The organism is Dorea sp. AF24-7LB, assembly GCF_003478575.1.
In the GTDB taxonomy this organism is placed as follows: domain Bacteria; phylum Bacillota; class Clostridia; order Lachnospirales; family Lachnospiraceae; genus Dorea_D; species Dorea_D hominis.
Window position 1 is genome coordinate 1 of record NZ_QUFR01000026.1, and the last position, 2,769, is coordinate 2,769.

At 42.3% G+C, this 2,769-nt stretch carries 3 protein-coding genes; all 3 read left to right on the forward strand.

Annotated elements, in window-relative coordinates; translation table 11 throughout:
- Positions 1-153 precede the first annotated feature (153 nt).
- Genes istA through DWY31_RS13765 form a run of 3 tightly spaced genes read left to right on the forward strand, consistent with a single transcriptional unit; the run spans position 154 to position 2,670 of the window.
- On the forward strand, positions 154-1,704 hold the full coding sequence (istA, locus tag DWY31_RS13755) for an IS21 family transposase (protein ID WP_118520975.1): 1,551 nt from the start codon (positions 154-156) through the stop codon (positions 1,702-1,704).
- Positions 1,701-2,480 (forward strand): IS21-like element helper ATPase IstB, encoded by a 780-nt coding sequence (istB, locus tag DWY31_RS13760; RefSeq protein WP_118520977.1) that lies wholly within the window; start codon positions 1,701-1,703, stop codon positions 2,478-2,480. Before istA ends, istB begins: the two co-directional genes overlap by 4 nt.
- Positions 2,440-2,670 (forward strand): mobility-associated LCxxNW protein, encoded by a 231-nt coding sequence (locus DWY31_RS13765; RefSeq protein WP_243060624.1) that lies wholly within the window; start codon positions 2,440-2,442, stop codon positions 2,668-2,670. The genes istB and DWY31_RS13765 overlap by 41 nt, the downstream gene beginning before the upstream one ends.
- Positions 2,671-2,769: the final 99 nt, after the last annotated feature.

Below are 2,769 nucleotides of genomic sequence, written 5' to 3' on the forward strand. Positions count from 1 at the left end.
TGTATATTCCATTTAAGTAGTGCATCTTTTCCAGAAATTCAGAGCACCTAAATCCGATATTTTAGAGCAGGCATTTCCGCTTTATAGTGCAATCGCCTATAATGAATCCATGCACATAAAATTGTGCAAATTCATTACAGGAGGTCGATAACCATGACTGATTATCGAGAAATCATCAGACTGCATAGTCTGAAGTTCAGCAATGTAGCCATTGCTAACAGCTTATGCTGTTCACGCAACACAGTTTCAGAGGTGCTTAAGCTTGCTGAAACACATTCTCTGGAATGGCCTATTCCGGAAACTCTGACTAACAGAGATATTGGGCATCTGTTTTATCCAGGCAGGGGCAATAATGAGGGAAGAAGACTCCCTGATTATGAGTATGTTTACAATGAACTGGCCAAGCCCGGTGTAACACTCTCACTTTTATGGGCGGAATACTGTGCAAAATGTGAAGCTGAGCATACGATTCCGTATCAGTATTCACAGTTTAATGACAAATATCATTCCTATGCTGCATCAAAGAAGGCAACTCTCAGAATCAAGCGCAAACCTGGGGAAACAATGGAGGTAGACTGGGTAGGCGATACGCTTAAAGTTTATGATGCTGCCAGTAGCAGCGACATATCTGCATATATATTTGTTGCTGTTCTTCCATGCAGTTTGTATGGATATGCGGAAGCATTCCCCGATATGAAATCCAACCACTGGATAGAAGCTCATATCCATGCCTATTCATTCTTTGGCGGTGTAACACGTATTCTTGTACCAGATAATCTTAAAACAGGTGTGATCAAAAACACACGGACAGAGCTTATACTTAACCGATCCTACCACGAAATGGCAGAGCACTATGGAACTGCAATTATTCCTGCCCGCCCGGTAAAACCGAAGGATAAACCAAATGCGGAAGGTACTGTAAAAGTTCTTGAAACATGGATCCTTGCAGCCTTAAGAAACCGGAAGTTCTTCACTTTTGATGAGCTTAATAAAGCCATCCATGAAAAACTTGAAGAATTCAATGCGAAACCTTTCCAGAAAAAGAAAGGAAGCAGGTTGTCTGCATTTATTGAAGAAGAAAAGGACTTCCTCATGCCATTACCTGCTTCCCCGTATGAAACGGCTGTCTGGTCAACTGCCACCATACAACCCGATTATCTCATAAAAATCGGAGATTGCAAGTATTCTGTCCCGTATGAATTTATCGGTAAGAAGGTCGATATCCGTGTCACTGAAAACAGTATTGAAGTTTTTTACCATAACAACCGTATAGCATCGCATGTGCGTAGGCTGTACTCTCCGGAACCGATTTATGTACCAGAACATATGCCTGAAAATCACAGAAAGTTTCTGGAATACAACACCGACAGTTTTCTGGACTGGGGAAAGAATGTTGGCTGTTCCACCCTTATTGTAGTAAAACATTTTTTATATATGCATAAGGTAGAACAACAGGGTTACAAATCCTGTGCATCGTTGATGAAACTTGCGGACCGCTATGGTACGGAACGTTTGGAAAACGCCTGTGTCAAGGCACTTAGTTACACGCCAAGCCCAAGTTTGAAAAATATCAGCACCATTTTGAAAAATGGTCAGGACAAAGTGGCAGTAGAGAAAGCTGCTTCCAGCGCTTTTAATAAAGAAAGTTCCAAGTATGGCATTACCAGAGGTGCCTCCTATTACGAAGGAGGTGACCGTTCATGATCCGTCAGTCAACTATAGATAAGCTGCATGATCTGCGATTATCTGCAATGTCAGATGCTTTTGAATGCCAGTGCAGGGATCCTGAGACCTATCAGGGATTATCCTTTGAAGACCGCTTCGGTATGCTGGTTGATAAAGAATGGGATAAGCGAAAAAGCACAAAACTGCAAAAGCTTATCCGCAGTGCTGAATTCCGTTATCCCAATGCGTGCATGGAAGATATCGAGTATCATCCTGACCGAAATCTGGATAAAGGACAGATGCTGGAATTCTCCACCTGCCGGTATATATCCGATGACCACCATATCATTTTAAAAGGAGCCTCCGGGAATGGCAAAACATACATCGCCTGTGCGCTCGGGATTGCAGCCTGCAGGAACTTTATCAAAGTACGTTATGTACGTCTGCCGGATCTATTGAATGAGCTAGCTGTTGCACATGGGGAGGGCACGCTGAAAAAGGTAATTAAAGCATATCAAAAGATTGATCTTTTGATTCTGGATGAATTCCTGTTAAGTCCAGTATCTACAGAACAGACACGGGAACTTCTTGAGATCATTGAAGCCCGTAGTGTAAAAGGCTCTGTGATTTTCTGTACACAGTTTGAACCAAAAGGCTGGTACAACCGCATTGGAAATGAATGTGATGCCACTATTTGCGAAGCAATCATCGACCGAATCATTCATAATTCCTACGAGGTGATGATTGATGGCCGTGTATCCATGAGGGAACGCCATGGCATTAACGCTTCTCGGAAAGGAGCTGTCCATGACTGACTATTGCGCCTTCAGCAAAGACCATAAATGCATCAAGTTTACGGATTATAAAATAACCCGCCACGAATTAGAGGAAGCCGATGAACTGTGCCATGATAATTGGAGAGAAATCCAGCACTTAAGAGAATATATTGACCGTGTACAAGTACTTCTTACAGAACACGGAATAGCTATTCCTGATGAATACTAATTAGATGCTGTACTCTGCTCCGGAAAGATATGCACTATTTTTCCGGAAAAGGGTGCTCTGAATCTTTGGAAAGCATGCACTATTGCATTGGAATATTCA

Bases quoted from the DNA above. Each gene is read 5' to 3' on its own strand.
- istA (WP_118520975.1), top strand. From the start codon at position 154: ATGACTGATTATCGAGAAATCATCAGACTGCATAGTCTGAAGTTCAGC.
- istB (WP_118520977.1), top strand. From the start codon at position 1,701: ATGATCCGTCAGTCAACTATAGATAAGCTGCATGATCTGCGATTATCT.
- DWY31_RS13765 (WP_243060624.1), top strand. From the start codon at position 2,440: ATGGCATTAACGCTTCTCGGAAAGGAGCTGTCCATGACTGACTATTGC.